The organism is Pseudomonas sp. P867 (assembly GCF_019891455.1).
Classification (GTDB): domain Bacteria; phylum Pseudomonadota; class Gammaproteobacteria; order Pseudomonadales; family Pseudomonadaceae; genus Aquipseudomonas; species Aquipseudomonas synxantha_A.
In genome coordinates this window covers 131,902-157,125 of the sequence record NZ_JAFLXB010000010.1, presented here as the reverse complement: position 1 = coordinate 157,125, position 25,224 = coordinate 131,902, and the positions used below count along the sequence as shown (strand labels likewise).

At 60.3% G+C, this 25,224-nt stretch carries 21 protein-coding genes; 8 read left to right on the top strand and 13 right to left on the bottom strand.

The annotated features are described in order from the left end of the window. Position 1 precedes the first annotated feature (1 nt). Both J1G33_RS19155 and J1G33_RS19150 read left to right on the top strand, forming a co-directional pair. Positions 2-568 (top strand): CsiV family protein, encoded by a 567-nt coding sequence (locus J1G33_RS19155; protein ID WP_148852350.1) that lies wholly within the window; start codon positions 2-4, stop codon positions 566-568. 9 nt (positions 569-577) lie between these two features. Further along, positions 578-3,268: a DEAD/DEAH box helicase gene (locus J1G33_RS19150; RefSeq protein WP_223018547.1), complete on the top strand. Its 2,691-nt coding sequence runs from the start codon at positions 578-580 to the stop codon at positions 3,266-3,268. Between the two features lie 101 nt (positions 3,269-3,369). On the opposite strand, the gene nagZ is transcribed toward J1G33_RS19150, so the two are convergent. Both nagZ and J1G33_RS19140 read right to left on the bottom strand, forming a co-directional pair. Next, a complete protein-coding gene (gene nagZ / locus J1G33_RS19145) occupies positions 3,370-4,380 on the bottom strand; it encodes a beta-N-acetylhexosaminidase (RefSeq protein ID WP_032877216.1) in 1,011 nt (336 codons plus the stop codon). 136 nt (positions 4,381-4,516) lie between these two features. Continuing rightward, the gene (locus J1G33_RS19140) at positions 4,517-5,224 is read right to left on the bottom strand and encodes a TetR/AcrR family transcriptional regulator (protein WP_005786171.1); all 708 of its coding nucleotides are present in this window, start codon (positions 5,222-5,224) and stop codon (positions 4,517-4,519) included. A 263-nt stretch (positions 5,225-5,487) separates the two neighbouring features. Here J1G33_RS19140 and lexA point away from each other — a divergent pair, with 263 nt between their 5' ends. Together lexA and sulA are read left to right on the top strand one after the other, a co-directional pair. Then, positions 5,488-6,096, top strand: a complete 609-nt coding sequence (gene lexA, locus J1G33_RS19135; RefSeq protein WP_003172575.1) for a transcriptional repressor LexA — start codon at positions 5,488-5,490, stop codon at positions 6,094-6,096. A gap of 10 nt (positions 6,097-6,106) precedes the next feature. Then, a complete protein-coding gene (sulA, locus tag J1G33_RS19130; RefSeq protein WP_005786162.1) occupies positions 6,107-6,580 on the top strand; it encodes an SOS-induced cell division inhibitor SulA in 474 nt (157 codons plus the stop codon). A gap of 53 nt (positions 6,581-6,633) precedes the next feature. Here the strand turns inward: sulA and J1G33_RS19125 are convergent, their stop codons facing one another. The 7 genes from J1G33_RS19125 to J1G33_RS19095 all read right to left on the bottom strand — a co-directional run bounded on the left by J1G33_RS19125 (position 6,634) and on the right by J1G33_RS19095 (position 15,018). Continuing rightward, positions 6,634-6,867, bottom strand: a complete 234-nt coding sequence (locus J1G33_RS19125; RefSeq protein WP_005786160.1) for a hypothetical protein — start codon at positions 6,865-6,867, stop codon at positions 6,634-6,636. A 115-nt stretch (positions 6,868-6,982) separates the two neighbouring features. Further along, on the bottom strand, positions 6,983-7,504 hold the full coding sequence (locus J1G33_RS19120; RefSeq protein ID WP_032877217.1) for a DUF6586 family protein: 522 nt from the start codon (positions 7,502-7,504) through the stop codon (positions 6,983-6,985). 194 nt (positions 7,505-7,698) lie between these two features. Beyond that, positions 7,699-10,320: a type I DNA topoisomerase gene (topA, locus tag J1G33_RS19115; protein WP_005786156.1), complete on the bottom strand. Its 2,622-nt coding sequence runs from the start codon at positions 10,318-10,320 to the stop codon at positions 7,699-7,701. A 114-nt stretch (positions 10,321-10,434) separates the two neighbouring features. Continuing rightward, a complete protein-coding gene (locus J1G33_RS19110; RefSeq protein WP_032803813.1) occupies positions 10,435-10,671 on the bottom strand; it encodes a DUF1653 domain-containing protein in 237 nt (78 codons plus the stop codon). Positions 10,672-10,769: 98 nt separating this feature from the next. Then, positions 10,770-11,945: an acetyl-CoA C-acyltransferase FadA gene (gene fadA, locus J1G33_RS19105; RefSeq protein ID WP_005786153.1), complete on the bottom strand. Its 1,176-nt coding sequence runs from the start codon at positions 11,943-11,945 to the stop codon at positions 10,770-10,772. Between the two features lie 29 nt (positions 11,946-11,974). Beyond that, entirely contained in the window at positions 11,975-14,122 is a 2,148-nt protein-coding gene (fadB, locus tag J1G33_RS19100; RefSeq protein WP_005786151.1) for a fatty acid oxidation complex subunit alpha FadB, read from the bottom strand. A 458-nt stretch (positions 14,123-14,580) separates the two neighbouring features. Then, positions 14,581-15,018: a hypothetical protein gene (locus tag J1G33_RS19095; protein WP_032877219.1), complete on the bottom strand. Its 438-nt coding sequence runs from the start codon at positions 15,016-15,018 to the stop codon at positions 14,581-14,583. Positions 15,019-15,123: 105 nt separating this feature from the next. Here J1G33_RS19095 and J1G33_RS19090 point away from each other — a divergent pair, with 105 nt between their 5' ends. Then, positions 15,124-15,564: a universal stress protein gene (locus J1G33_RS19090; RefSeq protein WP_005786147.1), complete on the top strand. Its 441-nt coding sequence runs from the start codon at positions 15,124-15,126 to the stop codon at positions 15,562-15,564. 182 nt (positions 15,565-15,746) lie between these two features. On the opposite strand, the gene J1G33_RS19085 is transcribed toward J1G33_RS19090, so the two are convergent. Further along, positions 15,747-17,666, bottom strand: a complete 1,920-nt coding sequence (locus tag J1G33_RS19085) for an ATP-binding cassette domain-containing protein (RefSeq protein WP_223018546.1) — start codon at positions 17,664-17,666, stop codon at positions 15,747-15,749. 213 nt (positions 17,667-17,879) lie between these two features. Between J1G33_RS19085 and J1G33_RS19080 the strand changes: the two genes are divergently transcribed. Beyond that, positions 17,880-19,808 (top strand): transglycosylase SLT domain-containing protein, encoded by a 1,929-nt coding sequence (locus J1G33_RS19080; protein WP_223018545.1) that lies wholly within the window; start codon positions 17,880-17,882, stop codon positions 19,806-19,808. A gap of 135 nt (positions 19,809-19,943) precedes the next feature. Here the strand turns inward: J1G33_RS19080 and J1G33_RS19075 are convergent, their stop codons facing one another. Further along, positions 19,944-21,710, bottom strand: a complete 1,767-nt coding sequence (locus J1G33_RS19075) for an ABC transporter transmembrane domain-containing protein (protein ID WP_223018569.1) — start codon at positions 21,708-21,710, stop codon at positions 19,944-19,946. 236 nt (positions 21,711-21,946) lie between these two features. Here J1G33_RS19075 and J1G33_RS19070 point away from each other — a divergent pair, with 236 nt between their 5' ends. After that, the gene (locus tag J1G33_RS19070) at positions 21,947-22,120 is read left to right on the top strand and encodes a PA1571 family protein (protein ID WP_057013325.1); all 174 of its coding nucleotides are present in this window, start codon (positions 21,947-21,949) and stop codon (positions 22,118-22,120) included. Positions 22,121-22,173: 53 nt separating this feature from the next. Here the strand turns inward: J1G33_RS19070 and pdxB are convergent, their stop codons facing one another. Beyond that, positions 22,174-23,316, bottom strand: a complete 1,143-nt coding sequence (pdxB, locus tag J1G33_RS19065) for a 4-phosphoerythronate dehydrogenase PdxB (RefSeq protein WP_223018544.1) — start codon at positions 23,314-23,316, stop codon at positions 22,174-22,176. Positions 23,317-23,484: 168 nt separating this feature from the next. Here pdxB and J1G33_RS19060 point away from each other — a divergent pair, with 168 nt between their 5' ends. Beyond that, positions 23,485-24,879 (top strand): MATE family efflux transporter, encoded by a 1,395-nt coding sequence (locus J1G33_RS19060; protein WP_032877223.1) that lies wholly within the window; start codon positions 23,485-23,487, stop codon positions 24,877-24,879. On the opposite strand, the gene tusA is transcribed toward J1G33_RS19060, so the two are convergent. Next, positions 24,876-25,121, bottom strand: a complete 246-nt coding sequence (gene tusA / locus J1G33_RS19055; protein WP_032877224.1) for a sulfurtransferase TusA — start codon at positions 25,119-25,121, stop codon at positions 24,876-24,878. The two genes, J1G33_RS19060 and tusA, sit on opposite strands and share 4 nt — an antisense overlap. Positions 25,122-25,224: the final 103 nt, after the last annotated feature.

The following is a 25,224-nucleotide window of genomic DNA, read 5'->3' as shown; positions in this document are numbered from 1 at the left end:
CATGCGCTTGTTCCGCATTCTGAGCCTGTTGTTGGTGGTACTCGCGCCTTCGGCATTTGCCGACAGCCCGTACCAGGTGGAAATGATCCTGGTGCGCCAGAATGCCGAGCCGGTGATCAACAGCCGCGCCGCGCCGGAAAACTGGGATGAAGGTGCACCGCGCCTGGGCGAGCGGCTGAGCCCGCCGCGCCTGGGCAACATCGTGGAAAAATTGCGCGCCGACTCCAACTACACCGTGCTCGCGCACAAGGCCTGGGAACAGAACCTGGGCGAGCAGCCGGTGAAGATCGCGATCACCGACGGCCAGGAGCAATTCGGCCAGTTCCCTATCGAAGGCGTGCTGAGCCTGCAACTGGGTCGTTTCACCGACATCGATGCCGACTTCTGGATCAACCAGTTCGACGGCAACGGCAGCGTGATCGCCAGTGAACACCTGGCGCAGAAAGACGTACGCACCAAGAACAACCAGCTTAATTACCTGGACGGCGGCCACCTGGCGTTGCTGATCAAGATCACCTCGCTGACCGCCAAGCCGCCCAGCGCACCGCCGCCCGACATGCAGGACTGATCCAGCGCCATGCCCCTCACTTCGCCTCTGACCAAACCCCTGGCCCCTTCGTGGGCCAATCGCTTCAAAGAGCAGAGCCTGGAGCGCGGGCGGCGTTACGCACTGGAAAATCGCGTGCGTATCGTCGAGTGCGGTGACAGCACCATTACCGCCAGTTGCGAAGGCTCCGGCGGTAACGTCTATCGGCAAACCATCTCGTTGCGTGAGTCGGCCAAGGGCCTGCTGATCCTGGTGGATAGCCGCTGTACCTGCCCGGTGCACACCAACTGCAAACACATCGCGGCGGTGCTGCTCAAGGTCCAGGAAACCCTGGCCTACCCGGCGGCGACCCAGGATGCGCAACTGCTGGAAAAACTCCAGGCCGTGCTGGATAACCGCGTGGTCCTGCCGCAGGTGGTCATGGAGGATGTGCGGCCCGTGCCACGCCTGTGGCTGGCGAGCGTCGAGTTCAGCGCGTTCGAACCGCGCAACGGCAAGATGCAGCGCTATATCCAGCACCGTGCGGCACTGTCGTTCAACTACCTGGGCAATTACGTCAGTGGGCAAAAGAACGCCGATATCATCGTGCGCCAGGACACCCAAAGCCTGCGAATCAAGCGCCACCCCGAGCTGGAACAAGCCTGTCGCGAACAGCTGCGTCTGCTGGGTTTCAAGATCGCTACGCGCCAAAGCAAGGCCTTGCCTGAAAGCGCCGGCGAGCTGTTCGAGATGGTCAATGACAGCGCCTGGCTTAACTTCACGCTCAACTCATCGCCCACGCTGCGGGCCGAGGGCTGGGAGCTGCAAATCGATGAAGACTTCGGTTTCGACCTGAGCCCGGTGGACGACTGGTACGCCAGCGTCGATGAAGCGCCGGAGCGTGACTGGTTCGACCTGGAGTTGGGCATCATCGTCAATGGCGAGCGGTTGAGCCTGCTGCCGATCCTGTTGAACCTGATGCGCTCCCACACCGAGATCCTCAACCCGGAAAAACTCGCAAGGCGCCGCGATGATGAACTGATCCTGGTGAATATCCCCGGGCTGCCCAACGGCCACGGCCCGCTGCAAGTGGCGCTGCCCTACGGGCGCTTGAAGCCGGTGCTGGCGACTCTCGGCGAGTTCTACCTGCAAGAAACCGGCACCACGACGTTGCGCCTGGCCAAGGCCGACGCGATCAGGCTCAACCCGCTGGAAGACCTGCCGTTGCAATGGGAGGGTGGCGAGAAGATTCGCAACTTCGCCCAACGTCTGCGGGACATCAAGGACTTCACCTGCGTGGCGCCCGAGGGCCTGAACGCAACCTTGCGCCCCTATCAACTGGAAGGCTTGAGCTGGATGCAGTCACTGCGCCAGCTGGAAGTGGGCGGGATTCTCGCGGACGACATGGGCCTGGGCAAAACCCTGCAAACCCTGGCGCATATTCTCACCGAGAAAATCGCCGGGCGCCTTGATCGGCCCTGCATGGTCGTGATGCCCACCAGCCTGATTCCGAACTGGCTCGACGAAGCTGCGCACTTCACCCCGCAACTGCGGGTGCAGGCGCTGTACGGCGCAGGGCGCAAGAAACACTTCGCCAACCTGCACGACTACGACCTGCTGCTGACCACCTATGCCCTGCTGCCCAAGGACATCGACACGCTCGCCGCCCTGCCCTTGCATGTATTGATCCTGGATGAAGCGCAGTACATCAAGAACCCGTCCAGCAAGGCCGCCCAGGCCGCACGCGAGCTGAATGCCCGCCAGCGCCTGTGCCTGAGCGGCACGCCATTGGAAAACCACTTGGGTGAACTGTGGTCGCTGTTCCACTTCCTGTTGCCGGGTTGGCTGGGCGACGTGAAGAGCTTCAACCGTGATTACCGCGTGCCGATTGAAAAACGCGCCAATGAAGTGCGCTTGCAGCACCTCAACGGTCGAATCAAACCGTTCCTGCTGCGCCGCACCAAGGAACAGGTGGCGACCGAACTGCCACCCAAGACCGAAATTATCCACTGGGTCGACCTCAACGAGGCCCAGCGCGATGTGTACGAAACCATGCGTCTGGCCATGGATAAAAAAGTCCGCGACGAAATCACCCGCAAGGGCGTGGCCCGCAGCCAGATCATCATCCTTGAAGCGCTGCTCAAACTGCGACAAGTGTGCTGCGACCTGCGCCTGGTCAACGACGCCACTCTGCCGGCGCGTGGCAGCAGCTCGGGCAAGCTCGACAGCCTGATGGACATGCTTGACGAGCTGTTTGCCGAAGGCCGCAGGATTCTGCTGTTCTCGCAGTTCACTTCGATGCTGAGCCTGATCGAAATCGAACTGAAAAAACGCGGGATTGCCTACGCATTGCTGACCGGCCAGACCCGTGACCGACGTACACCGGTGAAGGATTTCCAGAGCGGCAAGTTGCAGATCTTTTTGATCAGCTTGAAGGCCGGTGGCGTGGGTTTGAACCTGACCGAAGCCGACACGGTGATTCACTACGACCCGTGGTGGAACCCGGCCACGGAAAACCAGGCCACCGACCGTGCGTATCGCATCGGGCAGGAAAAGCCAGTGTTTGTGTACAAGATGATTGCGCGGGGCACGGTGGAGGAGAAAATTCAGCACTTGCAGAAGGAGAAGTCCGACCTTGCGGCGGGTGTTCTGGATGGCCGGACCACTGGCGATTGGCAGTTGGGTAATGAGGATATCGAGGCGCTCTTCGCACCACTGCCTAATAAGCAAGAGAAGCGCTGACTGTTAGATCGCTATCGCAGGCAAGCCAGCTCCCACACTTGAATGTATTCACACATCAAAATGTGGGAGCTGGCTTGCCTGCGATGGCCGCGCTTCGGTTTTCAGCCGATCAACTGCGCATCGCGCAACGCAGTAAGCGCTGTCAGCCAACGCGGGTCCTGCTTATAGTCCGTTGAGGCAACCGCCTGCCCACGCATACGCGCTATCCGCGCCGATGGCGTGACCTTCATCCGCTGTGCTGCACTCAGCGCCAACTCGGCCGCCGCACGGTCATTGCACACCAAGCCCATGTCACAACCAGCGGTCAACGCCGCTTCGATACGGCTGGCCGCATCGCCGACCACATGGGCGCCCGCCATGGACAGGTCATCACTGAAGATCACCCCGTCGAACTGCAACTCACCGCGCAGGATGTCCTGCAACCAGCGACGCGAAAAACCAGCAGGCTGGGCATCAACCTGCGGGTAAATGACGTGCGCCGGCATCACGGCGGCCAATTGCTTACTCAAGCGTGCGAAAGGCACCAGGTCGTTGGCGCGAATCTGTTCCAGGCTGCGTTCGTCATTGGGAATCGCGACGTGGGAATCGGCCTCGGCCCAACCGTGCCCGGGGAAGTGCTTGCCGGTGGCGGCCATACCGGCGCTGTTCATGCCGCGAATAAAGGCACCGGCCAGTACGGCGGCGCGCTCGGGGTCGCCTTCGAAGGAGCGAGTGCCGACCACGGCGCTGCGTTGGTAATCCAGGTCCAGCACTGGGGCGAAACTCAGGTCGAGACCCACGGCCAGTACTTCGGTGGCCATGATCCAGCCGCACTGTTCTGCCAGGTATTCAGCGTTGGGGTTATCGGCCAGCGCGCGCATGGCTGGCAGGCGCACAAAGCCCTGGCGCAGGCGCTGTACGCGCCCGCCTTCCTGGTCGACCGCCAGCAGCAGGTCCGGGCGCACCGCACGGATCGCCGCACTCAGCTCGCGAACCTGGCGTGGATGCTCGATATTGCGCGCAAAAATAATCAGACCGCCCACTTCCGGTTGGCGCAACAGGTGACGATCCTCGGCCGTCAGCCAGGTACCGGCAACGTCGACCATCAAAGAACCTTGCAGGGCAGCAGTCATAAACCTTCCTTAAATAACGCACACAACCCGTCGGGCTGACCAGGCACGGTCAGCACGACGGGTTGCGGATAAATAGCTGAAATCGGCATGGCGGCTAGCTTAGCGGATGCTAGCGGCCACGCACACCCAGGGGCGATCAAACCTTGGCAGCGACCGGTGCAGTTTTGCTGCGTGGGCGCAATTGGGCGGCAGCCATGGTCGAGTCGGTGACGCCGGTCTCGGCGCGCATACCCGCAGCGAGGAACGGCACCATCAGGCGCATCACCTGTTCGATCGAGGTGTTCACGCCGAAATCGGTCTCGGCTATCGCTCGCAACGCCTTGATCCCGGACATGCTGAACGCCGCAGCGCCGAGCATGAAATGCACGCGCCAGAACAGTTCGATAGGCGGAATACGTGGGGCCGCCTCGTTGACCAGCAACATATAGCGGCGGAATACTTTGCCGTACATGTCTTCCAGGTAACGACGCAGGTGGCCTTGGCTCTGGCTGAACGCCAGGCCCAGCAGGCGCATGAAGATCGACAGGTCATTACCACTGCGAGGTTGCACGACCAACGCCTGCTCTACAAGAATTTCCAGCAGCTCTTCCAGGCTTGGCTTGTGATCGGCCTTGGCCTGGCGGCGCTCCAACTCACGGTCGAGGCTGGCACAGAATGGCCCCAGGAAGCGTGAAAACACCGCCTGGATCAGGGCTTTTTTCGAGCCGAAATGATAGTTCACGGCAGCGAGGTTGACTCCAGCCTTGCTGGTGATCAGCCGCAATGAAGTTTCAGCAAATCCTTTTTCCGCGAACAATTGCTCGGCAGCATCGAGAATGCGTTCAACGGTTTCCGACTGGGCCATGGCTACTCCGCCTGACAAACACTTGTTTGAAACATACGTTTCAGAGTGTGTCTTGTCAAGCCTGCGGGTTCGCTTTCCGGCCGGGCAGTCACCCCTTTCATCGCTATTTAATCACATCCCTTTCGCCGTGTAGGCAACACCCTATCTACGTTGTAGGAAGGGTGACGCATGACCGTCCAGCGGAGTCGCGCAAAAGGATGATTGCCAAGCGCAGTTCACTGTATATAATCCCAGTCACTGTATAAAAAGACAGAGCGATCAACATGCTAAAACTGACGCCACGCCAAGCCGAGATTCTGGCCTTCATCAAGCGCTGCCTCGATGACAACGGTTACCCGCCTACCCGTGCGGAGATTGCCCTGGAACTGGGGTTCAAGTCCCCGAATGCCGCGGAAGAACACCTCAAGGCGCTCGCTCGCAAAGGCGCGATCGAGATGACTCCAGGGGCTTCACGCGGTATCCGCATCCCTGGCTTTGAAGCCAAGGCCGACGAATCGACACTACCGATCATCGGCCGCGTCGCTGCCGGTGCGCCGATCCTGGCGCAGCAGCACGTCGAGGAATCCTGCAACATCAACCCGACCTTCTTCCATCCTCGCGCCGACTATCTGTTGCGTGTGCACGGCATGAGCATGAAGGACGTAGGCATCTTCGATGGCGACCTGCTCGCCGTGCATACCACCCGTGAAGCCCGCAATGGCCAGATCGTCGTCGCCCGTATCGGCGATGAGGTCACGGTCAAACGCTTCAAGCGTGAAGGCAGCAAGGTCTGGCTACTGGCCGAGAACCCTGAGTTCGCCCCGATTGAAGTCAACCTGAAAGATCAGGACCTGGTGATCGAAGGCTTGAGTGTCGGCGTCATTCGCCGCTAAAGGAGGCATCATGCAGCTCGTGCACACCCCACAACACACACAACTGTCGCTGTTCGAGGCCTTTATGGCCCAACCCCTTGCGCCCATCCTCAAGGAAACGGTCGAAGCCCCCTGGGGCGGTGAACCTGAGGCGTTCAGTGAATTGTCGTTGCGCGGTGCAGCCGAAAGCTGCCTGAACCTGCTGGCGCCAATTCTGCGCGAATTGAGCGAAGACCAGGACGCACGCTGGCTGACGCTGATCGCCCCGCCCGCCAGCCTGACCCAGGCCTGGCTGCGGGACGCCGGCCTCAACCGCGAGCGCATCCTGCTGTTGCAGCCACGGGGAGCGCAGAGCGCCCAGCAGTTGACCTGTGAGGCCTTGCGTCTAGGCCGCAGTCATACGGTGGTGAGCTGGTTGAATCCGTTGAATGCGAGCGCCAAGCAGCAACTCATCAGTGCCGCACGTACGGGCGACGCTCAGAGTTTGAATATTCGTTTGGGATAAAACTACAGCTTGGCTTGCAGTGATCGGGCTTGGAAGCCCCCTCACCACAAGACTCAGTGAAGTACGCGCGGGCCGTCGTCCTTCTCCGGTTCGCCTTCAGCCAGGCGACCTGCCATCTGCACGCCCACGCTCAACATGGCTTTAGCCACTTCCACGTGCTGGCCCTGCAGGAACACTTTGGCATCTTCGGAAAAATCCAGAATAACCAGAGAACCTTCGTCCTCAGCCCGGCGCAGTTCGATTCGGCCATCAGGCAGTTCAACAATTTCCAGAAAGGACGTTGGCATAAAAGTCTGTTCTCCACGAAAGGCCGAGATTATATCAGTCATCCACCCAGCCTCGCAGAGGAACCGGGCAGGTTTCTTTACGGCTTGATGAATGGTGCCCGGCGAGCGCCGACCTTCAACACTCGTTCAACCCCTCACGAAAACGCAGCGCCATCTTTTTCAGCTCCTGGCGCCAGCCTTCCAACTCTTCGCGCCCCAAGGGCTTGGGCTCATCCTGTTCCAGCGCCACGGCAACGATCAGCGGCTGGGTGACATCGCCCTTGGGCACATGGGGAATACGTGGTGGATGGAACATATCGGCATGGGCCTTGAGCAGCCGTGCCACCCAACTGTCAGGGCTCTGGGCCATTTCCACCAGCTCGGCCAACTCAGGGATCGCCATCGAATCGAGCACTTCACGATTCATGATCATTTCTGCACGGGGGGCACCCGCCTGGGGCAAGCGGTAGAACCCTGCAATTTCATGACACAGCCCCAGCAACGCGCCATAGAGATGGAACAAGGCCGCTTCGCGTCCCGCCTGCACCAGCGCGATGGCATTCATCTCCTTCCCTTCCTCTGCACGGCCAAGGGCGTCCAGGGATAAACCCGCGAAGTAAATTTTCTGATTGGTACGGGTATAGAGTTCGTTGGCCATGACGGCAATCTCCACAACGAATAGGCGTGATGCTGGCTGAACAGTGTCACGGATCAGCCGAACGTACTGCAAGTGCAAATGTGGGAGGGGGCTTGCTCCCGATGGCGGTGGGTCAGTTACAGATGTATCAACTGACACTCCCTCATCAGGGGCAAGCCCCCTCCCACATTTGGATCTTCAGCGCATCCGACGGATCAAGCGCCCTGGCGCTTGTCCTCGACCTTCCACTTGCCGCCGTCGTAGAACGCTTTCCAGCCAGTAGGCTTGCCGTCCACTTCGGTCTGCACGTACTGCTCCTTGGTCTTGCGGCTGTAGCGGATTACGGCTGGGCGACCATCCGGGTCCTTCTTCGGCGCTTCACACAGGAAGTGGTACTTCGGATCGATCTCGTCCTTGTGCGGCACGATCTCCATCACCAGCGGCGCACGGGTCTCGCGGTTTTTCGGGAACTGGCTGGCAGCCAGGAACAGCCCCGAAGCACCGTCACGCAGGATGTAGGTGTCGTTGACCTTTTCGCACTTGAGCTCCGGCATCTTCACCGGATCCATCTTCGGCGGCGCCGCATCACCGCTTTTGAGCAGTTTGCGCGTGTTCTTGCAGGTAGGATTGGTGCAGCCGAAGAACTTGCCGAAACGGCCGGTCTTGAGCTGCATCTCGCTGCCGCACTTATCGCATTCCAGGCTCGGACCTTCATAGCCTTTGATGCGGTAGGTGCCCTCTTCGATCTCGTAGCCATTGCAATCGGGGTTGTTACCGCAGATGTGCAACTTGTGCTTCTCGTCCAGCAGGTAGGCGTCCATCGCCGTGCTGCAGATCGGGCAACGGTGCTTGCCACGCAGCACCAGCGACTCGGATTCACCCTCGTCATCAGCCGCGATTTCATCACCCGGCACCAGGTTGACGGTCGCCTTGCAGCGCTCTTTGGGCGGCAGGCTGTAGCCCGAGCAACCGAGGAACACGCCCGTGGAGGCGGTACGAATCTGCATTGGTCGACCGCAGGTGGTGCACGGAATATCCGTCATCACCGGCTGGTTGGCGCGCATACCGCTCTCAGGGTTCTCGGCCACTTCGAGTTTTTTCTTGAAGTCGCCGTAGAACTCATCCAGCACGTTTTTCCAGTCGCGCTCGCCCTGGGCCACGTCATCGAGGTTCTCTTCCATACCGGCGGTGAAGCCGTAGTCCATCAGGTTGGAGAAGCTCTCGGACAGGCGCTCGGTAACGATATCGCCCATCTTTTCCGAATAGAAACGACGGTTGTGCAGCGCGACGTAGCCACGGTCCTGGATGGTAGAAATGATCGCTGCATAGGTCGACGGGCGACCGATACCGCGCTTTTCCATCTCTTTCACCAGGCTGGCTTCGGAATAACGCGCCGGTGGCTTGGTGAAGTGCTGGGATGGGTCGAGCTTGATCAGCTTCAACGTATCGCCCTGGGCCATGTCCGGCAGCACGTCGTCATCGCCAGGCTTGGCGATTTGCGGCATGACACGGGTGTAGCCGTCGAACTTGAGGATACGGCCCTTGGCGCGCAGCTCGAAGTCGCCAGCGCCCACACTGACAGTGGTAGACAGGTATTGCGCCGGCAGCATCTGGCAGGCCAGGAACTGGCGCCAGATCAGCTCGTAGAGGCGCTCAGCGTCACGCTCCATGCCGCTCAGCTTGGCGGGCGTGGTGTTGGCGTCGGAAGGACGAATCGCTTCGTGAGCCTCTTGTGCGCCTTCCTTGCTGCTGTAGACGTTCGGCTTCTCCGGCAGATAGGTCTTGCCGAACTCGCTTTCAATATACGTGCGCGCCATCGCCACCGCGTCTTGCGACAGGTTGGTGGAGTCGGTACGCATGTAGGTGATGTAACCGGCTTCATACAGACGCTGGGCCATCATCATGGTCTTCTTCACCCCGAAGCCCAAGCGGTTGCTCGCGGCCTGTTGCAGGGTAGAAGTGATAAACGGCGCCGACGGCTTGCTGCTGGTCGGTTTGTCTTCGCGCTTGACGATGCTGTAGCTGGAGGCCTTGAGCTTCTCCAGCGCGGCCATGGCCTGGGCTTCGTTCAGCGGCTTGAAGGCCTCGCCTTTCTCGCGGGCCACTTCAAAGCGCACGTTGGCGCCCTTGGCGGTGCCGAGATCGGCGTGCACTTCCCAATATTCTTCGGGGTTGAACGCACGAATCTCACGCTCACGCTCTACCACCAGCTTGACCGCTACCGATTGCACACGGCCGGCGGACAAACCACGGGCAATTTTCGCCCACAACAGTGGCGAGACCATGTAGCCCACGACGCGGTCGAGGAAGCGACGGGCCTGCTGGGCGTTGACGCGGTCAATATCCAGCTCGCCCGGCTTGGAGAAGGCTTCCTGGATGGCTTTCTTGGTGATTTCGTTGAACACCACACGCTTGTAGCGGCTGTCATCACCGCCGATGGCTTCGCGCAGGTGCCAGGCAATGGCTTCCCCTTCGCGGTCCAAGTCCGTCGCGAGATAGATGGTGTCAGCATCCTTGGCGAGCCGGCGCAGCTCTTCGATGACCTTTTCCTTGCCCGGAAGGATTTCGTACTTGGCCTTCCAGCCATGGTCCGGGTCCACACCCATGCGCGAGACCAGCTGCTTGCGCGCTTTCTCTTTAGGGCTGAGCACCGGACCTTCGCCCGCAGCCGCCTTGCCGCGCTTGGCGGCAGGCTCCTTGCTGGCGCTAGCCGAACCGCTGGTGGGCAGGTCTCGGATATGGCCGATACTCGACTTCACCACGTACTCGTTGCCCAAGTACTTGTTGATGGTCTTGGCCTTAGCCGGGGATTCCACAATGACCAGCGATTTGCCCATGGATCGGAAAATTCCTGAATTCGAGAAGTGAAAGGCAGTTGGCGCCTGTCGCGGCAACGCTATATATAGTGGCAACAAGGTGAGGTCAAGCGCAGCATTCTGCGCGACCTGCCGTTATTGCCCTTTAAAAAGACTGGGTTCGGCCTGGACCAAAGCAAAGCGCGGGACCTGCTCGCCGTCAACTTCAACGGTCTCCAGGAACATGCTCAAGGGACGCACCCAAAAGCCGTATTCGCCATACAGTGCTTGGTAAAACACCACTTCTTCTTCGGTTTCGGAGTGCCGTGCCACGCTGAAAACGCGGTACTGCGGCCCCTTATAATGTTGGTAGAGCCCTGGTTCAACTTTCATGCTCTGGCCCTCGTACAAAATTTGTTGAAAAAAAATATTAAAAAGTTCCAAAAAACAAAAACCGGGGCACTTGGCCCCGGCTTCCGTCAACCGAACGTTTAGACGCGTTCGAAGACGGTGGAGATGCCTTGGCCGAGACCAATGCACATGGTAGCAACCCCGAGGTTGCCGCCATTTTGCTTCATCACGTTAAGCAAAGTGCCGGAGATACGTGCACCGGAGCAACCGAATGGGTGGCCCAGGGCAATCGCACCGCCGTGCAGGTTAACCTTCTCGTTCATCTTGTCGAGTACTTTCAAATCTTTCAGCACTGGCAGGGCCTGTGCGGCGAAAGCTTCGTTGAGCTCGAAGAAGTCGATATCGGAGATGGAAAGGCCCGCGCGCTTCAAGGCTTTTTGTGTGGCCGGTACTGGACCATAGCCCATGATCGCCGGGTCCACACCTGCTACCGCCATCGAACGGATCACGGCCAGCGGCTGGATACCCAGGTCCTGGGCACGCTGCGCCGACATCACGATCATGCACGAAGCACCGTCGGTGATCTGCGACGACGTACCGGCTGTCACGGTGCCGCCCTTTGGATTGAACGCAGGCTTCAACGCCGCGAGGCTTTCCAGGGTGGTGTCCGGACGAATGGTTTCGTCGTAGTCGAACAGTTTCAGGAAACCGTTCTCGTCGTAGCCGTTCATCGGGATGATCTCATCCTTGAACTTGCCTTCCACGGTCGCCTTGTGGGCGAGCTGGTGGGAACGCAGGCCGAACGCGTCCTGGGCTTCGCGAGTGATGCCGTGCATCTTGCCGAGCATTTCTGCGGTCAGACCCATCATGCCCGAGGCTTTTGCCGCGTACAGCGACATGTGCGGGTTGGGATCGACGCCGTGCATCATGCTGACGTGGCCCATGTGCTCCACGCCGCCGACCACGAATACATCACCGTTGCCGGTCATGATCGCTTGTGCAGCGGTGTGCAGCGCGCTCATCGACGAGCCGCACAGGCGGCTGACGGTCTGGCCGGCTGCGGTGTGCGGGATCTGAGTCATCAACGACGCCATGCGCGCGATGTTCCAGCCCTGCTCCAGGGTCTGGTTAACGCAGCCCCAGATCACGTCTTCGACTTCGTTCGGGTCAACCTTGACGTTACGTTCCAGCAGCTTGCTGATCAGGTGCGCCGACATGTCTTCAGCGCGGGTGTTGCGGTGCATGCCGCCCTTGGAGCGGCCCATCGGAGTACGACCGAAGTCGACAATCACGACGTCTCTTGGATTCAAGCTCATAAATATTCTCGCTCTAGTCGATTGGGCGCTTAACCGAAGAAGCTCTGGCCATTCTTGGCCATTTCACGCAGCTTCGCGGTCGGGTGGTACAGCGGGCCCAAATCAGCGTATTTGTCAGCCAGGGCAACGAACTCGGCCACACCGATCGAATCGATGTAGCGCAGTGCACCACCACGGAATGGAGGGAAACCAATACCGTACACCAGGCCCATATCGGCTTCGGCGGCGGTTTCGACGATGCCGTCTTCCAGGCAACGCACGGTTTCCAGGCACAGGGCGATCATCATCCAGTTGATGATGTCCTCGTCCGACACCTCACGCTGTTCGTAGATGACCGGAGCGAGCACTTCGTGCACCGACGGGTCGGCGACTTTCTTCTGCTTGCCCTTCTTGTCGGCCTCGTAGGCGTAGAAGCCCTTGCCGTTCTTCTGGCCCAGGCGCTTGGCCTCGTACAGCGCGTCGATCGCCGAGCGGCGGTCGTCTTTCATGCGGTCCGGGAAGCCCTCAGCCATCACGTCGCGGCCGTGGTGGCCGGTGTCGATGCCGACCACGTCCATCAGGTACGCCGGGCCCATGGGCCAGCCGAATTTCTCCATGACCTTGTCGATGCGCACGAAGTCCACACCGGCACTGACCAACTTGGCGAAACCGCCGAAGTAGGGGAACAGCACGCGGTTGACCAAAAAGCCCGGGCAGTCGTTGACCACGATCGGGTTCTTGCCCATTTTCTTGGCGTAGGCAACGGTGGTGGCAACGGCCAGCTCGCTGGACTTCTCGCCACGGATCACTTCCACCAGCGGCATCATGTGCACCGGGTTGAAGAAGTGCATGCCGACGAAGTTTTCCGGACGCTTGAGGGCCTTGGCCAGCAGCGAAATGGAAATTGTCGAGGTGTTGGAGGCCAGGATGGTGTCATCTTTGACCTGGGCTTCCACTTCAGCCAATACCGCCTGCTTGACCTTCGGGTTCTCGACAACCGCTTCGACCACCAGGTCGACGTGGCCGAAATCGCCGTAGGACAGCGTAGGACGAATGCCATTGAGCACTTCGGCCATTTTTGCAGCGGTCATACGACCTTTATCAACGCGGCCCACCAGCAGCTTGGCGGCTTCGGCCAGGCCCTGCTCGATACCGTGCTCGTTGATGTCTTTCATCAGGATCGGCGTGCCTTTGGACGCCGACTGATAGGCGATACCGCCGCCCATGATACCGGCGCCGAGTACGGCAGCCTGTTTCACGTCCTTGGCAATTTCGTCGTAGGCCTTGGCCTTTTTCTTCAGTTCCTGATCGTTCAGGAACAGGCCGATCAGGCTCTGGGCCGCCGAGGTTTTCGCCAGTTTGACGAAGCCTGCCGCTTCCACTTCCAGGGCTTTGTCGCGACCGAAGTTCGCGGCCTTCTGGATGGTCTTGATCGCTTCAACCGGGGCCGGGTAGTTCGGACCGGCCTGGCCTGCCACGAAACCTTTGGCGGTTTCGAACGACATCATCTGTTCGATAGCGTTGAGCTTGAGTTTTTCCAGCTTCGGCTGACGCTTGGCCTTGTAGTCAAATTCGCCGCTGATGGCGCCCTTGATCAGGTTCAGCGCGGCTTCGGCCAGTTTGTCCGGAGCCACCACTGCGTCGACGGCACCGACCTTCAGTGCGTCCTCGGCCTTGTTTTCCTTACCGGCGGCGATCCATTCGATCGCATTGTCGGCACCGATCAGGCGCGGCAGGCGCACGGTACCGCCGAAGCCCGGGTAGATGCCCAGTTTGACTTCCGGCAGGCCGATCTTGGCGGTCGCGGACATGACGCGGAAATCCGCTGCCAGGCACATTTCCAGGCCGCCACCCAACGCAATGCCATTGATCGCGGCAACAGTCGGCACGTTGAGGTCTTCGAAATCGCTGAAGATCTTGTTGGCTTCGAGGTTGCCAGCCACCAGCTCGGCATCGGGCAGCTTGAAGTTGTCGACGAATTCGGTGATGTCAGCGCCGACGATGAACACGTCCTTGCCGCTGGAGACGATCACGCCCTTGACCGAAGCATCTGCTTTGATGGTGTCTACGGCCTGACGCAATTCATTCAGGGTTAGACGGTTGAACTTGTTGACGGACTCACCCTTGAGGTCGAATTTCAATTCGACGATGCCACTTTCAAGAGCCTTAACCGTGATGGCTTTACCTTCGTAAATCATCAACTGATCTCCACGATATGGAAGCTGAACAGTACACACCGGACGCTGGCCTCTGGTTTGACGTTGACAGTCGCATCAATGCTCAAACCCATCCGCCAGGCACACCCGCCAGTGCGATAGTCGGGGTTATGTATGAGCTGCCTGTAGGACAAACGCTCAATTCATACGCCCGTTTGATTTGGGTACGCCACCTTCATCCAATTCCGAGCAATTGTCAATCGCTCCAAAGGCTAGGAAAAACGCGACTTTCCAGTCATTTCAGAACCCGGACCACAGGCAGGCAACCCGTCAATATTCAAATATTCACAAGATCAATAATAGAAAAGATGTGGGAAGCGGCTGTACAGAAAGGGATATACGGCTAGGCTAGCGGGAACTTGCAGATTTACCGGCCTGCCTGGCCACCTCCAGCCCGATGATGAAGTCGGGCTTTTTATTGCCCGGCCTCTGTAGGAGTGTCAGGCCAAGGCCCTGAGCAACGCATCAATATCCTTCAACACACTCATGTCGCCCTTCTCGCCCCAGTACAAGGCGATCATCTGCTTGTCGGCCTCGACCTTGTAGACGTTCGCCGGCAGCGTCGCAAAATACGGCAACAACTTTTCATCCACACACTCTTCGCGCCATTGATTGACCCACACACCCGGCTCCAACTGCCAGTAACTCCAGATGGCCGGCGTGCTCCCACGCCGCGGTCGACAGTACTGCGCACAAGGGCTCGGCGGCTCTTGCTTGAGCCAGTGCGGCCATTCCTGGGGCGCCAACTGCATGGCCAGGCCGATGCGGCGTGCCTCCATGCGCAGGGCCATGCGCCCGCTCTGCCCACGCGACGGGCGCAGCCAGGCCAGGGGGCTTAAAACCACCGCAAGGATTGACACCACTATCCACACCGTCATATGTGTACTCCCGAATTTCTAGATGAGCGGATTTGACCTGACGCAACCCCATCCGCTTGAAAGCAGCCATACTGAACTTATTGCAGTCCCTTGGAGGAACGCCTCATGCCCTACAAACATATTCTGGTCGCTGTCGATCTGACCGAAGAGTGCGATCCGGTGATCAAGCGCGCGCAGGAATCCGCATTGGCCAATGGCGCCATACTGTCGCTGGTGCATATCGTCGAGCCCATGGCCATGGCCTTTGGCGGTGACGTACCGATGGACCTTTCCCAGTTGCAGCAACAACAATTCGACCAGGCCAAGGAGCGCCTGGACCGTTTGATTCTCAAATACCCGCACCTGAAAAAGGAAGACTGCCACCTGACATACGGCCAACCGCGTCAGGAAATCCACCACTTGGCCAAGGAAAAGGCCTGTGACCTGATCGTGGTCGGCAGCCACGGCCGTCATGGCCTGGCACTGTTGCTGGGCTCCACCGCCAATGATGTATTGCACGGCGCGCCTTGCGATGTACTGGCCGTCAAACTGGCAAAGAGTTCGTAAGACCGATGAAGGTCTAATGTGGGAGCTGGCTTGTCTGCGATAGCAGCCTGTCAGTTGATGCATCAGGTGGCTGTTACACCGCTATCGCAGGCAAGCCAGCTCCCACAGTTGAATCGCATTTCATATTAAAAAGCCCGGCGCTCATAGAAGAGTGCCGGGCTTTTTTATTGCGGTGCGATTACTCAGGCATCCAGCTCGGCCCAACGCTCAACCAACGCTTCCAGCTCCTGGTTCAACGTCTCCAGGGAAGCGATGACCTTGGCGGTTTCAGCCGCGGGTCGCAGATAGAAACCGGCGTCAGCCATTTCAGCTTCGACCGCAGCAATCTGCTGTTCCTTGGCGTCGATCTCACCCGGCAAGGCTTCCAGCTCACGCTGCAGCTTGTAGCTGAGCTTCTTCTTGGCCGCGGGTGCAGCTTCCTGGGCCGGTGCAGCCTCTTGCACAGGAGCCACCACCGCCGTATTCAGGTCGGCCTTGCCGGACTTGCTCTCGGTCACGCCCAGCAGACGTGGCGAACCACCCTGACGCAACCAGTCCTGGTAACCACCGACGTATTCGCGCACCTTGCCTTCACCTTCAAAGACCAGGGTGCTGGTGACCACGTTGTCGAGGAATTCCCGGTCGTGGCTGACCATCAGCACAGTGCCGTTGAACGTCAGCAGCACTTCTTCGAGCAACTCGAGGGTTTCCACATCGAGGTCGTTGGTCGGTTCGTCGAGCACCAGCAGGTTGGCCGGTTTGCTGAACAGCTTGGCCAGCAGCAAACGCGCGCGCTCACCACCAGACAGGGCCTTGACCGGCGTACGCGCACGTTGCGGGCTGAACAGGAAGTCGCCCAGGTAGCTGAGTACGTGGCGGCTCTGGCCGTCGATGTCGATAAAGTCGCGACCTTCGGCGACGTTGTCGATCACGGTCTTTTCCAGGTCCAACTGGTGGCGCAACTGGTCAAAGTAGGCCACGTCGATGCGTGTGCCCTCTTCCACCTTGCCGCTGGTCGGCTGCAGACCGCTGAGCATCAGCTTGAGCAAGGTGGTCTTGCCGGTGCCGTTGGCGCCCAGCAGGCCGATACGGTCGCCGCGTTGCAGGACCATGGAGAAGTCCTTGATCAGGAACGGGCCGTCCGGGTGATGGAAGCTGACATTCTCCAGCACCATTACCTGCTTGCCCGACTTGTCGGCGGTGTCCAGCTGGATATTGGCCTTGCCGGTACGCTCGCGGCGCTCACTGCGCTCCACGCGCAAGGCTTTCAAGGCACGTACGCGGCCTTCGTTACGGGTGCGACGGGCCTTGATGCCCTGGCGGATCCAGACTTCTTCCTGGGCCAGCTTCTTGTCAAACAGCGCGTTGGCAGTTTCTTCGGCAGCCAGGGCGGCTTCCTTGTGCACCAGGAAGCTGGCGTAGTCGCCGTTCCAGTCGATCAGGCCGCCACGGTCCAGCTCGAGGATGCGCGTGGCCAGGCTCTGCAGGAAAGCACGGTCGTGCGTGATAAACAGCACGGCGCCCTGGAAGTCCTTGATGGCTTCTTCAAGCCAGGCGATGGCGCCGATGTCCAGGTGGTTGGTCGGTTCGTCGAGCAACAGCAGGTCCGGCTCGGACACCAGGGCCTGGGCCAGCAGCACACGGCGACGCCAGCCCCCGGACAATTCGGCGAGGGTCTTGTCGGCCGGCAGTTGCAGGCGGCTCAGGGTGCTGTCCACCAGTTGCTGCAAGCGCCAGCCATCACGGGCTTCGAGGTCTTGCTGGACGTGCATCAGCTTGTCCAGGTCTTCCTCGGTGACGCAGTTCTGCGCCAGGTGATGGTATTGCGCGAGCAACTCGCCGACGCCGTCCAGGCCTTCGGCAACCACGTCGAACACTGTCCGTCCGTCGGCCACCGGCAATTCTTGCGGCAATTCGCCGATCTTGAGGCCCGGGGCACGCCAGACAGAGCCGTCATCAGGCTTCTGGTCGCCTTTTACCAGCTTCATCATGCTGGACTTGCCGGTGCCGTTGCGGCCGATGATGCACACCCGCTCACCACGGGCGATCTGCCAGGACACCTTGTCCAACAACGGCATGGCGCCGAAAGCAAGGGACACATCGCTGAATTTGAGCAGGGTCATACGCTTCTCCAAAAACTGGGCGCGCATTCTACCTGACTTGAGGGTGGGATGCGGTCGGCATTTTCTCTATTGACACGTTCTGTAGGACATTTCCGGCGAACTTGAACGAACCAGACGGCAAAGCTTTCGCGGGCCGCTGGCAAAAGGCTAAGCTAGGGGCAATCAGTGTCGGCAGTGCCGGTGCTAGTCGTGATTTCTCTGCACGGACGTCTCATGCGCAGTCGCCTTTTCAACTTTTTATCTTGTCTGCTTCTTTCCGCCACTGCCGTTCAAACCGCCCAGGCGGTGGACCTCACCACCCAACGTCAGTATTACGATCAAGCCAAACGCGCCCTGGCCAAGGGCGACAGCGGCCCGTACATGCAATACAGCCAGGCCCTGGCCGACTACCCGCTCACGCCGTACCTGGCGTATGACGAGCTGACTGCACGCCTGAAAACCGCGAGCAACGAGGAAATCGAACAGTTCCTCGCCAAACACGGCGACCTGCCCCAGGCCAACTGGATGAAACTGCGTTGGCTGCGCTGGCTGGCCGAGCGTGGCGATTGGCAGACCTTTGAAAAGTACTACGACACCAAGCTCAATTTCGTCGAGCTGGACTGCCTGCATGGCCAGTACCAGCTCAGCCACAATCTGAAAGCTGAAGGCTACAAGACCGCCGAAAAGTTGTGGATGACCGGCAAATCCCAGCCCGCCGCCTGTGACGCCACCTTCGGCCAATGGGCCGCTGCCGGCCAACTGACCGAACAGAAGATTTGGGACCGCACCAAGCTCGCCGCCGAAGCCCGCAATTACGCGCTGGCCAACAGCCTGGTGAAGACCCTGCCAACCCTCGGCGTCCAAGGCCGCCTGATGGTGGATGTGGCGCAAAAGCCTGACATGCTCAGCGATCCGTCACGCTTCCTGCCGGCCACCGAGGCGATGTCTGACGCCGTCGGCCTGGGCCTGCGCCGCCTGGCCCGCCAGGATCCGGACAAGGCCATGGCCCTGCTCGACGGCTACGCCAGCAGCATGCACTTCTCCCGTGACGAAAAGGTGTCGATTGCCCGCGAGATTGGCCTGACCCTGGCCAAGCGCTTCGACCCACGTGCGCTGGACGTGATGACCAAGTACGACCCGGAACTGCGCGACAACACCGTGTCCGAATGGCGCCTGCGCCTGCTGTTGCGCCTGGCACGCTGGGAAGATGCCTACCAGTTGACCCGCAAACTCCCACAAGACCTGGCCACCACTAACCGCTGGCGCTACTGGCAGGCGCGCAGCCTGGAGCTGGCCGAACCGAAAAACGCGCAGGCCCTGGTGCTGTACAAAAACGTGGCCAAGGAACGGGACTTCTACGGCTTCCTCGCCGCTGACCGTTCCAAATCCCCTTACCAGTTGAACAACAAACCGCTGGTGATGAGCCAGGCGTTGGTCAACAAGGTGCGCAATACTCCTGGGGTGCGCCGTGCGCTGGAGTTCTACGCCCGTGGCCAGATCGTGGACGGTCGCCGCGAGTGGTACCACGTCAGCCGGCACTTCAACCGTGACGAAATGGTCGCCCAGGCCAAGTTGGCCTACGACATGAAGTGGTACTTCCCGGCGATCCGTACCATCAGCCAGGCGCAGTACTGGGACGACCTGGACATCCGCTTCCCGATGGCGCACCGCGACACATTGGTGCGCGAAGCCAAAGTGCGCGGCCTGCATTCAAGCTGGATATTTGCCATCACGCGTCAGGAAAGCGCGTTTATGGACGACGCCCGCTCCGGCGTGGGCGCCAGCGGGTTGATGCAACTGATGCCCGGCACCGCCAAGGAAACCGCACGCAAATTCAGCATCCCCCTGGCCTCCCCGGCCCAGGTGCTGGACCCGGATAAAAATATCCAGCTCGGCGCCGCCTACCTGAGCCAGGTGCACAGCCAGTTCAACGGCAACCGTGTGCTCGCTTCCGCCGCCTACAACGCCGGCCCCGGCCGCGTGCGCCAATGGCTGCGCGGTGCAGACCACCTGAGCTTCGATGTGTGGGTTGAAAGCATCCCGTTCGACGAAACCCGCCAGTATGTGCAGAACGTGCTGTCTTATTCGGTGATCTACGGGCAGAAGCTCAATTCGCCGCAGCCGCTGGTGGATTGGCATGAGCGGTACTTCGACGACCAGTAAGGCACTGAACCTTCTTCCAATGTGGGAGGGGGCTTGCTCCCGATAGCGGTGGGTCAGCAACAAAACTGCTGATTGACACTCTGCTATCGGGAGCAAGCCCCCTCTCACATTGGTATTTCTGCAATGCTTGTGGCGCTAGTGATCTGCGCTGAACTGCAGCGCCGCCAACCGCGCATACAGTGGATTGCTCGCAATCAACTCCTGGTGCGTGCCCACCGCCACCAGTTTGCCCTGATCCATCACCGCTATTCGATCGGCATTCTTGACGGTCGCCAGACGGTGAGCGATCACCAGCGTGGTTCTTCCTTGCATCAATTGCGGCAGCGCTTGCTGGATCAGGTGCTCACTCTGCGCGTCGAGGGCGCTGGTGGCTTCGTCCAGCAGCAGGATCGGCGCGTCGACCAACAAGGCGCGGGCGATGGCCAGGCGTTGGCGCTGGCCGCCAGAGAGGCCCATGCCACCGTCGCCGAGGTGGGTCTGGTAGCCGTCGGGCATCTGCAGGATGAAATCGTGGGCGTGGGCGATGCGCGCAGCGGCTTCGACCTGGGACATGGTGGCGGACGGGTTGCCGTAGCGAATGTTGTCCTCGACGCTGCCGAAAAACAGCGCCGGGCTCTGGGACACCAGTGCAAAGTGGCGACGCAGGTCCAGGGGGTCCAGCTCGGTCAGCGGGCGGCCTTCGAGCAGGATGCGCCCTTGCTGGGGATCGTAGAAGCGCAGCAGCAGGTCGAAGATTGTCGATTTACCCGCGCCTGATGGGCCTACCAGCGCCAGGGTTTCGCCGGGATTGATGGTCAGGTTCAAGCCATCAATGGCGTAACTGTCCGGCCGTGAGGGGTAGCAAAAGCGCAGATCTTGCAGCTCCATGCGGCCACTGACCCGCTGCGGCAAGCGTTCGCTGCCATCGGCCGGCGCCTGGATGTCGTTGCTCGACTGCAACAGCTCACCGATACGCTCGGCCGCACCGGCAGCGCGCTGCAACTCGCCGAGCACTTCGCTCAGAGTGCCAACCGCACTGCCGACTATCAGGCTATAGAACACAAACGCCGCCAGCTCACCGCCGGAAATGCGCCCGCTGATCACGTCCATGCCGCCTACCCATAGCATCACGCCCACGGCGCCGAGCACCAGCATGATCACCAGGGTTATCAGCCAGGAGCGTTGCAGGATGCGTTTACGTGCGGTGGTGAACGCGTCCTCCACGGTAACAGCGAAACGCTGTTCGTCCTGCACCTGGTGGTTGTAGGCCTGCACCGTTTTGATCTGGCCCAAGGTCTCGGCGACATAGCTGCCGACGTCGGCAATACGATCCTGGCTCAGACGCGACAGGCTGCGCACCCGGCGCCCGAAGATCAGGATCGGCGCCAGTACCAGCGGCAGCGCCACCACCACGATGCTGGTGAGTTTAGGGTTGGTGATGAACAGCAACACGATGCCGCCGATGACCATCAGGGCGTTGCGCAGGAACAGCGACAGCGATGAGCCGATCACCGATTGCAGCAACGTGGTATCGGTGGTCAGCCGCGACTGGATCTCCGAGCTGCGGTTGTTCTCATAGAAGCCTGGGTGCAGGTAGATCAAGTGATTGAACACTTGCCGGCGAATATCGGCCACCACGCGCTCGCCAATCCACGACACCAGGTAAAACCGCGTGAACGTACCCACAGCCAGGCCCAGTACCAGCACCATGAACAAGCCGATGGACTGGTTGAGCAAGTGCGGTGACTGGGTCATGAAACCCTGGTCGACCAGAAGGCGAATGCCCTGCCCCATGGACAAGGTGATGCCGGCGGTGACGATCAGCGCCAGCAAGGCGCCCAGGGCCTGCCAGCGGTAGGGCGCAATAAAGCGGCTGGCCAGGCGGATCGCACGGCGTTGACGGGTTGAGAGCATGGAAGGCACCACCAATGAGGAATCTGTACTTCAACATTGGGGGAACTTGCGCAAATAACAATGAGTCAGGTTAATTATGCCCGCCGATACAGGCCGCTAGAGGCTATCGGTCTAAGACTCATCTGGAAATATGTACCGGTTTCTGGTGGACTGGGTGTTCGAACCGATGAGCGTGCAAGGAGTTGTAACAGCGCGTTCATGCGGGGGATTTAAGATAGGTACACAACCTGATGAGGAGACAGGCCATGACCTTGCAAGATAGCAGCAACGCCAAGATTGAAGTGATCCGCCAGCAGCAGGTGTTGCCTTGCTCGTATATCGATGCCAAGGGCCGCGAGGTGCAGATTACCGAAGAGATGATCCAGCAAGCCTGCAGCGAGCTGGAACAGCGACTGGTCAAACCTGCCCAGCAAGGCTGAAGCGCCCACGCTCTTTCAAACCCGGCCCAGGTGGCCGGGTTTTTTATGGGTGTTTACAGCGTTTCAGCGCCCAGAGCCGAAACGATAGCCGACAGCGCCGTCGACTCGCCCTTGATGCGCACTTTCAGGCCATCTATCTCACGGCGCTGCGGGTAGTGCTTGCGCAGCAAATCGAAGGACTGGCGCTGCTCCTGCACGGTCCCCACCAGGCTGCGACGAAAATCTGCATCATCACGGCGCGGGTCGTACACGCTGCGGCACAGGGCCGCCAGTGCCCAGGCCGGATCGGTTGAAGCGTCCAGGTGGACTTCGGCCAGCCACGGTGCCGGCAATAAATCACTGAGCTGAACGCTCGGTTCGTGGCCCAGGTGCGCGCAAAATGCCTGGTAGATCTGCGCGGTGCCGCGCTGCTTGCCATCGAGGCTGTAGCCGGCGATATGCGGCGTGGCCAGCACGCACAGGTCAGCCAGGTCGACGTCCACTTGCGGCTCGCCTTCCCACACATCCAGCACCGCTTGCAGGTCTTCACGGGCCAGCAGCACCTCGCGCAGCGCGGCGTTGTCCACCACCGCGCCACGGCTGGCGTTGATCAGCCAGGTGCCGGGCTTGAGTTGCCCCAGGCGCTGGCGGTCGAATAAATGCCAGGTGGCGCCATTGCCGGACTTGATCAGCGGCGTGTGCAAGCTGATCACATCGCACTGCTCGATGATCTGTTGCAGGCTGACGTAGTCGCTGTCCTCGGCGATCTGGCGCGGCGGGTCGCACACCAGCACGTTCCAACCCAGGCCCTTGAGGACCTTGACCAGTCGCCCGCCCACCTCACCGGCACCGACGACACCGTAGGTGCGCGAGCCCAACTCGACGCCTTCGATTTCGGCCAGGGTGTGCAAGCTGCCGAGTACGTAATCCACAACCCCCCGCGCATTGCAGCCAGGCGCGCTGGCCCACTGGATCCCTGCCCGCTTGAAAAAGTCCAGGTCCAGATGGTCGGTGCCGATGGTGCAGGTGCCGACAAAGCGTACGTTGCTGCCTTCGAGCAGGGCACGGTTGACGTTGGTCACCGAGCGCACCAGCAGCACGTCGGCCTGCTCGACGGTAGCGCGGTCGATGGACCGCCCAGGCACGCGGCGAATCTCGCCAAACCCCTGGAAAAAGTCATCAAGCAGCGGAATATTTTCGTCGGCAACAATCAGCATGGCAGGCTCCTTTGGCGGATCAGCAGTGTACAGGCATGGGATTCAACTAACACAACAGATCCCTGTGGGGCTGCATTACAAATCAGCAACACAGGTTTTTTCCTGACCACTGCGTCAAAGCGTAGAATCCGCCGTCCTTGCGACTGCTTTTTTATTGGACACCTGTACGTGAACACTGCCACCGCTACCCTTTCCCGCCCAGCCCGCATCAGCCGGGAAGTGCGCGGCCTGCTGACGCTGGCCTTGCCGATCATGATCGGCCAATTGGCAACTACTGCGATGAGTTTTGTCGATGCGGTGATGGCCGGGCGTGTCAGCCCCCAGGACCTTGCGGCGGTCGGCCTGGGTAACTCGATCTGGATCCCGGTGTACCTGCTGATGACCGGCACCTTGCTGGCCACCACGCCGAAAGTGGCCGAGCGCTATGGCGCGGGCAAACTCACCGAGATCGGGCCGTTGGTGCGCCAATCGTTGTGGTTGGCCGTGGTGGTCGGCCTCTGCGGTGCGGTGCTGTTGCTGTGTGCCGAGCCCATCCTGCATGCGATGAAGGTCGAGCCAGACCTGATCGAGCCGTCCATGGGTTACCTGCATGGCATCGCCGCGGGGATGCCGGCAATTGCGCTGTATTACGTGCTGCGCTGCTTCAGTGATGGCCTGGGCCGTACGCGGCCGAGCATGGTCATGGGCCTGTGCGGTCTGGCGCTGAATATTCCGCTGAACTACATCTTCATCTACGGCCACTTCGGCGTACCGGCCATGGGCGGCGTGGGTTGCGGCTGGGCCACGGCCATTGCGATGTGGGTGATGATGCTCGGCCTGGCTGGCTGGACGCGCTGGGGTCCGGTGTACCAGAGCAGCGAACTGTTCAAGCGCTTTGACTGGCCGAAATGGGCGGTGATCAAGCGCATCCTGGGCATCGGCCTGCCGATTGGCGTAGCGATCTTCGCCGAGTCGAGCATATTCGCGGTGATTGCCCTGTTGCTTGGCAGCCTGGGCGCCACCGTGGTTTCCGGCCATCAGATCGCGTTGAATGTCAGTTCTTTGGTATTCATGATCCCCTACTCCCTGAGCATGGCCGTGACCGTGCGCGTCGGCCAGGCCCTGGGGCGTGGCGAACCGCGTGAAGCGCGCTTCGCCGCCGGGGTCGGCATGGGCACTGCACTGGCCTATGCGTGCCTGTCGTGCAGCCTGATGCTGGTGTTTCGTGAGCAGATCGCGGCGATCTACACGCCCGACCCGGTGGTCATCCACCTGGCGTCGATGCTGATTGTGTTCTCGGCGCTGTTCCAGTTCTCCGACTCGATTCAGGTCACTGCCGCCGGTGCTTTGCGCGGCTACCAGGACACCCGGGTGACCATGGTGCTGACCTTGTTCGCCTATTGGGGCGTGGGGCTGCCGGTGGGTTATGCCCTAGGGCTGACCGACTGGCTCGGCGAACCCAGCGGCCCAAGCGGTTTATGGCAAGGGCTGATCGTGGGTTTGAGCTGTGCGGCGGGGATGTTGCTGGTGCGCCTGGCGCGCAGTGCACGCCGGCGCATTCGTGCCGAAAAGGCGCTGGCTTAATCGGCTTTTTTGCGGATCCAGTACAGGTAGGTGCCAGCATCTTCCTGTTGATCCACCAGTTCGTGGTCAAGAAACACGCAGAATTTGGGAATATCACGACGGGTCGACGGGTCGGTGGCGATCACCTTGAGCAAGCCGCCCGCCGGCAGGTCACGGATGTGCTGGTGCAGCATCATCACCGGCTCCGGGCAGTTGAGGCCGGTGGCGTCGAGGGTGCCGTCTACGGGTAAATCAACACTCATACTTCACTCCTGAAACAGGCCCGCTCTTATGTGGGAGTGGGCTTGCCCGCGATGACGTGGGCACATTCAACATAGATTTTGACTGTTATACCGCTTTCGCAGG

What these genes read in the sequence shown, in the direction of transcription:
- J1G33_RS19155 (WP_148852350.1), top strand. Translation starts at nt 2, where the DNA reads ATGCGCTTGTTCCGCATTCTGAGCCTGTTGTTGGTGGTACTCGCGCCT.
- J1G33_RS19150 (WP_223018547.1), top strand. Translation starts at nt 578, where the DNA reads ATGCCCCTCACTTCGCCTCTGACCAAACCCCTGGCCCCTTCGTGGGCC.
- nagZ (WP_032877216.1), bottom strand. Translation starts at nt 4,380, where the DNA reads ATGACTGCTGCCCTGCAAGGTTCTTTGATGGTCGACGTTGCCGGTACC.
- J1G33_RS19140 (WP_005786171.1), bottom strand. Translation starts at nt 5,224, where the DNA reads ATGGCCCAGTCGGAAACCGTTGAACGCATTCTCGATGCTGCCGAGCAA.
- lexA (WP_003172575.1), top strand. Translation starts at nt 5,488, where the DNA reads ATGCTAAAACTGACGCCACGCCAAGCCGAGATTCTGGCCTTCATCAAG.
- sulA (WP_005786162.1), top strand. Translation starts at nt 6,107, where the DNA reads ATGCAGCTCGTGCACACCCCACAACACACACAACTGTCGCTGTTCGAG.
- J1G33_RS19125 (WP_005786160.1), bottom strand. Translation starts at nt 6,867, where the DNA reads ATGCCAACGTCCTTTCTGGAAATTGTTGAACTGCCTGATGGCCGAATC.
- J1G33_RS19120 (WP_032877217.1), bottom strand. Translation starts at nt 7,504, where the DNA reads ATGGCCAACGAACTCTATACCCGTACCAATCAGAAAATTTACTTCGCG.
- topA (WP_005786156.1), bottom strand. Translation starts at nt 10,320, where the DNA reads ATGGGCAAATCGCTGGTCATTGTGGAATCCCCGGCTAAGGCCAAGACC.
- J1G33_RS19110 (WP_032803813.1), bottom strand. Translation starts at nt 10,671, where the DNA reads ATGAAAGTTGAACCAGGGCTCTACCAACATTATAAGGGGCCGCAGTAC.
- fadA (WP_005786153.1), bottom strand. Translation starts at nt 11,945, where the DNA reads ATGAGCTTGAATCCAAGAGACGTCGTGATTGTCGACTTCGGTCGTACT.
- fadB (WP_005786151.1), bottom strand. Translation starts at nt 14,122, where the DNA reads ATGATTTACGAAGGTAAAGCCATCACGGTTAAGGCTCTTGAAAGTGGC.
- J1G33_RS19095 (WP_032877219.1), bottom strand. Translation starts at nt 15,018, where the DNA reads ATGACGGTGTGGATAGTGGTGTCAATCCTTGCGGTGGTTTTAAGCCCC.
- J1G33_RS19090 (WP_005786147.1), top strand. Translation starts at nt 15,124, where the DNA reads ATGCCCTACAAACATATTCTGGTCGCTGTCGATCTGACCGAAGAGTGC.
- J1G33_RS19085 (WP_223018546.1), bottom strand. Translation starts at nt 17,666, where the DNA reads ATGACCCTGCTCAAATTCAGCGATGTGTCCCTTGCTTTCGGCGCCATG.
- J1G33_RS19080 (WP_223018545.1), top strand. Translation starts at nt 17,880, where the DNA reads ATGCGCAGTCGCCTTTTCAACTTTTTATCTTGTCTGCTTCTTTCCGCC.
- J1G33_RS19070 (WP_057013325.1), top strand. Translation starts at nt 21,947, where the DNA reads ATGACCTTGCAAGATAGCAGCAACGCCAAGATTGAAGTGATCCGCCAG.
- pdxB (WP_223018544.1), bottom strand. Translation starts at nt 23,316, where the DNA reads ATGCTGATTGTTGCCGACGAAAATATTCCGCTGCTTGATGACTTTTTC.
- tusA (WP_032877224.1), bottom strand. Translation starts at nt 25,121, where the DNA reads ATGAGTGTTGATTTACCCGTAGACGGCACCCTCGACGCCACCGGCCTC.